Source organism: Megamonas rupellensis DSM 19944, assembly GCF_000378365.1.
GTDB classification, from domain to species: Bacteria; Bacillota; Negativicutes; order Selenomonadales; family Selenomonadaceae; genus Megamonas; species Megamonas funiformis.
In genome coordinates this window covers 35,872-41,946 of sequence record NZ_KB899584.1, presented here as the reverse complement: position 1 = coordinate 41,946, position 6,075 = coordinate 35,872, and the positions used below count along the sequence as shown (strand labels likewise).

The 6,075-nt window shown below is 29.7% G+C and carries 5 protein-coding genes; 1 reads left to right on the top strand and 4 read right to left on the bottom strand.

Features of this window, described 5'->3' with window-relative positions:
* On the top strand, positions 1 to 123 hold a 123-nt coding region (locus F553_RS12320), incomplete at its 5' end, for an IS3 family transposase (protein WP_018999694.1).
* A 60-nt stretch (positions 124 to 183) separates the two neighbouring features.
* Here F553_RS12320 and F553_RS0107935 read toward each other — a convergent pair.
* The 4 genes from F553_RS0107935 to F553_RS11825 all read right to left on the bottom strand — a co-directional run bounded on the left by F553_RS0107935 (position 184) and on the right by F553_RS11825 (position 6,071).
* A complete protein-coding gene (locus F553_RS0107935; RefSeq protein ID WP_018999693.1) occupies positions 184 to 3,105 on the bottom strand; it encodes an insulinase family protein in 2,922 nt (973 codons plus the stop codon).
* 327 nt (positions 3,106 to 3,432) lie between these two features.
* Positions 3,433 to 3,771, bottom strand: coding sequence for a helix-turn-helix domain-containing protein (locus F553_RS0107930; protein ID WP_115152401.1), 339 nt, complete (start codon positions 3,769 to 3,771; stop codon positions 3,433 to 3,435).
* A gap of 356 nt (positions 3,772 to 4,127) precedes the next feature.
* Positions 4,128 to 5,399: a phosphoribosylamine--glycine ligase gene (gene purD, locus F553_RS0107925; protein WP_018999691.1), complete on the bottom strand. Its 1,272-nt coding sequence runs from the start codon at positions 5,397 to 5,399 to the stop codon at positions 4,128 to 4,130.
* Positions 5,400 to 5,477: 78 nt separating this feature from the next.
* Positions 5,478 to 6,071 (bottom strand): IMP cyclohydrolase, encoded by a 594-nt coding sequence (locus F553_RS11825; RefSeq protein WP_008537823.1) that lies wholly within the window; start codon positions 6,069 to 6,071, stop codon positions 5,478 to 5,480.
* Positions 6,072 to 6,075 lie beyond the last annotated feature (4 nt).

The window sequence follows — 6,075 nt, the reverse complement described above, 5'->3', positions numbered from 1 at the left end:
GTTGAAGATTTTATAAAAGAGTTAAAATCTTATATAAAATATTATAATACAAAACGGATAAAGATAAAACTAAAAGGACTTAGTCCTGTAGAATACAGAACTAAGTCTCAATTAGTAGCTTAATTAATATGTCCAATATTTTGGGTGCATATCATACTATGACAGTCTTCTTTTTTTATTAAATTATAAAATAGTAGTTACTGTTTTAAATACATCTTTAGCTTCGTTTACTTTGTTGCTTCCACCTAAAACACAGATAGCATTTTCCTTCATGCAAGCATCTACTAAATCAGCTAAAGCTCTAATATCTTCTTGAGTTGTAGCTAAAATTTCATCACGCTGTTGCTGACGCATTTCGTCTGTCATTTCAGCAATATACGCAGAAGAAGCTAATTCACCTTTTAATGCAGGAGTAAGTGGCATGTCAATATTACTAATTGTGCCGATAATATATTTTGTCATTTCTCTATCACTAACATTAAAATTACGTAAAAACTCTGCTGTTTTATCATATACATTTAAAGTTTCTACTAAATTAGGATCACGATAAGAACCAAAATACATATTGCCATCACGACGGAATTTTACAAATGCACCATAAGCTCCGCCAAGAACACGAATATTAGTCCACAAATATTCATAACGCATAATAGTTTCTAATACCTTCATAGCTCCTGTATATTTATATCCTAAGCGTATGAAATTAGCACCTTTGGCAACATATTGTACCTGAGAAGATGTAATAAAACCTTCATTTTTCTTTTCTACTGCAAATGGTATTTCTTGTTTTGGATAAGTTTCATTTGGCAATATTTCTAATAAAGGCTTAATTGCAGATATTACTTTTTCATAATCATTTTTAGATACAGTAATACTTGTCAATAAATTAGCCTTATTAAATATCATTGGTAAAATTTTAGCAAAAGCTGTTTGCATTTTATTAAATTCATTATCAAAATCATTTAAGAAATTCTTAATAAATGCATAGAATTTTAAGTCACCAAAATTATCATAGCATTCTTTTGGTGTAAAATATGCCATCAATTCATCAAGAACTAACTGATGACCCGAACGCAATATTGACATTTCAAAATCACTGCGACATTGCATTGCCAAATCTTTAATACGTTCTTTAGAAGTAAAGGAACTATTGAAAATTATTTCTTGTAGTAATTTTATCAATTCTGGCATCTTATCTACCAAAACTTTAGCTTTAAATACAAATTTTGGCATATAAGAGTCAACATCGCCCTCTTTATCATACGTAGCTACAGCAAATCTCATTCCACCAGTATGCAAGTTTACAGCATTAGCCAATGCTTCATATGTGTAATTTTTTGTAGCAGTTCTACCAATAAATTCTTCCAATAAGAATAGATAATTTATATCTTCATAAGCTATATTGCTTATATCAAATAACATTCTTAAATAGCAAATTCCATTTGTATCAATATCATATCTTAAAACTTTTGTATCTGCTATTTCATCTTCAGCAATAATTAATTTATCACATTGTTTAGTGATATCTTCAATTTTCAATAATGGAATTTTTTCTAAATCCTCTGGTTTATCCACAGAACGTTGACGCTCTTTTAATTTTTGAGTATCCGCAATAATTTTTTCAATATCTTCTTTACTCATAGAAGCTTTTTTCTGTGCTAATTTATCAGCTAAATCTTTTTCTTGTTTAGTGATTACATTTTCATCTGGTTCTAAAATTAAAATATGACTATGAGTATTATCCAATAAATATTCTTGAATTAATGCTTCAAACTTACCTTCTTTTGCCCATTGTTTTACAGTTTTCAAAGCTTCTTCATAATGGAGATACATAGTAGCATCGCCATCATATAACCAGCTATTCATAAGATTAATATTATAAATCAATCCTTTTGGATATTGACCAAAATCAGCCTCACGAAGCTTAAATTCCATACTATTAATAGAAGCTTGCAGCAATTCATCATCAATGCCATTTTTTACAATATCATTTAAAGTATCAGTTACAACTTTTGTAAATTCATCAACTTTATTAGCCTCAGAACCATTGACGATAATGCTAAACATTGGCTGTAAAATACCATTATCAAATGAAGAAATTACATCACTACCAAGACCAGCTTTAATTAAAGCATTGCGAAGTGGTGCAGCTTCACTTTTTAATAAAGCATGTTCCAATATAGTAAATGCTAGCATTTTTTCTTTTTCTAAAGAAGTTGCAATAGAATAATTCATGCTTAAAAATGTTTTATTTTCTTTTGCTTCACCTGGAGCTATAGGATAAATATCTTTAATCAATTTACGAGCTGTAAATGGTTTTTGTACATCAATATGGGAGTTGATTTCAATTTTATTAAAATTGCTAAGATATTCTTCATCTAAGAAAGATAAAGTTGACATCATATCCATATCCCCATAAAGATAGATATAACTATTAGCAGGGTGATAATATCGACTATGGAAGTCAATAAACATTTCCTGTGTTAAATCCGGAATAGCTACAGGGTCTCCACCAGATTCATATTGATATGTTGTATCAGGATAAAGATTATTTAAAATCTTTCTTTCCAATAATCCATCTGGAGATGATAATGCACCTTTCATTTCATTATAAACTACACCACTATAAGCTAATGGAGCATCTACATTATCAATTTCATAATGCCAACCTTCTTGCATTAAGATTTCAGGTGTTGTACGCATATTTGGATAAAATACTGCATCAAGATAAACGTCCATAAGATTGCGGAAATCCTTTTCATTTCTGCTAGCTATAGGATACATAGTTTTATCTGGAAATGTCATTGCATTTAAAAAAGTATTTAAAGAACCTTTTACTAATTCCACAAATGGTTCTTTAGTAGGAAATTTACGAGAACCACAAAGTGTGGAATGTTCTACAATATGAGCTACACCAGTATCATCAGTAGGAGTAGTGCGGAAAGTTATAGAAAATACTTTATTATCATCATTATTTTCTATAAATAATAATTTCGCGCCACTTTTCTCATGATAAAATTCATATGCATTAGATGAAATTTCAGATATATGGGATATTTTATCCAATCTGAAACCACAATAAATATTTTTCTCTTGTAAATTCAAAATAATATCTCCTTTATTCAAAATAAAATTAATATATTATATTTGCAGATTTTGCTTAATTAATTTATATAAAATTCATAATCCCGATAGAAGAAATGGGATATTTTTAAAAATCATACATATACAATTAAAAGCATATCTATATTATACCTTTAAAATAGCAAACCTTCAATAAACTTAATTAACCCTTAAAAATATCTATTGCAATTATAAAAAATATGCTATTATAATAACTGAACCTCAACCACTTATGTATTTCTTACATTTATTTTTTACATAATATAAAAAAGTACCTATAATAAAAATTATAGGTACTTAAAAATGTCATTACATTTTTTTCCAGTCAATTATTTCTTTTAAAATGCCTGTGATTTTATCCAATTCTTCGTTGGACAAATCTTTTAAGAGATAGTTAATATGCTGAATGCTTGCTTGTCTAACTTCGATTTCACTATCATTGTTAGGCACATCTAAGAACAATTCAGACATAGTAATCCCTAGAGCTCTTGTTATTTTCTCTAATGTTGTAATTGTTGGACTCTTTAAATTACGTTCCAAATGACCCAAGAAGACTGGATTAATTTCAGCTCCTAAAGCTAATTGCTCTTGAGTTAATTTTTTTTGTTGACGAAAAGATCTAATTTTTTCTCCAACGGTCTTCTTCATAACCATTGCCACCACCTATATATTAACATATAGACTTATCATAAGTGTACAAATGCATTGAACACAATATACAATAGATAATAATTGGCTATTTATTAGTACTATATGTTATTTTTCTAATTAACAAAATATTTAAAGTTATCATTATTAAACTAATAGCTTTACAGATATTTTACTATTTAATTATTTTTTTGTAATGCTATTCATTGTCAAATGTATCTATGTTCTCATCAATAAAATCATATAAGTAGTAAAAAAATAATCTAATCTCAATAAAAATAAATCAATAATTAATTAAAAATAAAGGAATAATATCAACCTATTATTCCTTTATTTTTTTATATATACTATTTTAATTATTTACGGTTGAAAGCTCTATGTGCGATATCTTTTCTATAATATACATCTTTAAAATCAATAAGTTTTATATCTGTATAAACTTTATCTACAGCAGTTTTTATATCATCACCTAAAGCCACTACACCTAATACACGTCCACCATTTGTGACAATTTTTCCATCTTTTTTAGCTGTACCAGCATGGAAAACTAAAACATTTTCTTTTTCTGCCTTATCTAAACCTAGAATTTCATTGCCTTTTTCATATTTAGCAGGATATCCACCGGCACTCATAACTACACAAACAGCAGCTTTTTTGCTCCATTTTATATCACAATTTGCAAGTGTACCATTTGCACAAGCTAACATGATTTCAGCTAAATCACTTTCTAACAATGGCAATACAACTTGTGTTTCTGGGTCACCAAAACGAGCATTAAATTCTACAACTTTTGGTCCTTCTGCTGTTATCATTAAACCAGCATACAAACAACCTTTATACTCATAGCCTTCTTGTTTCATAGCTTTTATAGTTGGCTCTAAAATCTTTGTTTGTACTTGTTTCATTAAATCTTCTGTAATAACTGGTGCTGGTGCATATGTTCCCATACCACCTGTATTTGGCCCCTTATCGCCATCATACGCTCTTTTATGATCTTGAGATGGTATCATAGGGATAATAGTTTCACCATCAGTGAAAGCCAATACAGAAGCTTCCTCGCCAGCCATAAATTCTTCGATAACTACGCTATTACCAGCACTACCAAAAGTTTTATCGCACATAATTTCATCAATTGCTTCTAAAGCTTGTTCTTTTGTTTCTGCAACAATAACACCTTTACCAGCAGCAAGCCCATCTGCTTTAATTACTATTGGTGCGCCTTCTTGTTCTATATAATTTTTAGCTTCCACTGCATCTGTGAAAACTTCATATTTTGCAGTAGGAATACCATATTTTTTCATAATATTTTTAGAAAAAGATTTAGAACCTTCTAATTGAGCAGCAGCTTTTTGTGGTCCAAAAGAAGCAATTCCCACTTTAGCCATATCATCAACAATTCCATTTGTCAATGGAACTTCTGGTCCTACCACCACTAAATCGACTTTTTTCTCTTGAGCTACTTTTACTAAAAATTCATTATCCTCTACTGAACCTGGTATACATTGTGCTATTTTTTCCATGCCTGGATTTCCTGGCACAGCATAAATTTTATCCACAAGTTTACTTTGAGCTAATTTCCATGTAAGTGTATGTTCACGTCCACCACTACCAATAACTAAAATATCCAAAATATAACCCCCTTATTAAAAGAAAACGCACTTAAATAGTGCCAATTGTTAGCATATCAATAAGTGCGCTAAAATATATTATTTGCTTAACTGAGCTGTAAGATATTCTTGAATGCAATCATCATAATGAGATGTATGACAGAAAGCTTCTTGAGCTAATTGCATACGGAATTTTCCTGTAGTGCAACCATCTTTAGCTATCATTTCAGCAACTTCATCATAATGTTTAGGATTTACTACAACTGTAACAAATTTGAAATTTTTTGCAGCAGCACGAATCATTGCAGGACCACCGATATCGATATTTTCTACTGCTTCAGCAAGAGTTACATTTGGTTTTTCTATAGTTTCACGGAATGGATATAAATTTACAACAACTAAATCAATAGGTTGAATATTAAATTTTTGCATTTGTGCTACATGACTTTGATTATCACGAACAGCTAAAATACCACCATGAATATATGGATTTAAAGTTTTTACACGACCATCCATAATTTCAGGGAATTTCGTTACATCACTAACATAAGTAACAGGTATACCAGCATCGTCAATTGCTTTCATTGTTCCACCAGTAGAAATGATTTCTACACCAGCTTCATGAAGTTTACGTGCAAATTCTACAATACCAGTTTTGTCAGAAACACTTAATAACGCTCTTTTAATAGGCATAATA